The 355-nt window shown below is 35.2% G+C and carries 1 pseudogene; it reads left to right on the top strand.

Going from position 1 to position 355, the window contains the following annotated elements:
• Positions 1–72: 72 nt before the first annotated feature.
• Positions 73–355: pseudogene (locus CP366_RS10535) on the top strand (UDP-N-acetylmuramoyl-L-alanyl-D-glutamate--2,6-diaminopimelate ligase); the annotation flags it as partial.

Raw genomic sequence — 355 nt, 5'->3', positions numbered from 1 at the left:
AAGAAGGCAAACAGCAAGGGCTAGCTGTGTTATAATTTTGAATGAAATGTTTTAATACAACGAGGAGAAAAAATGAGTATTTCTTTAAATACCTGTATTTTAATTTTAAAAGAGCATCATTTACTTAAGTCAAGTGCAGTACAAGATACTGTAGCAACCAAGATGGAATACGTGTCATATGATTCACGTGATATCCAAACTAACACTTTATTCTTCTGTAAAGGTGCAGGCTTTAGACCAACATATTTATCAATGGCTAAAGATAATGGAGCAATCTGTTACGTAGCTGAACAACCTTATCCAGAAGGTAAAGGGATGCATGCATTGATCGTACGTGACGTATCAAAGGCAATGG

This window comes from Lactobacillus sp. UMNPBX15 (assembly GCF_002553785.1).
In the GTDB taxonomy this organism is placed as follows: domain Bacteria; phylum Bacillota; class Bacilli; order Lactobacillales; family Lactobacillaceae; genus Lactobacillus; species Lactobacillus crispatus.
This window is presented reverse-complemented; position numbering and strand designations above follow the sequence as displayed.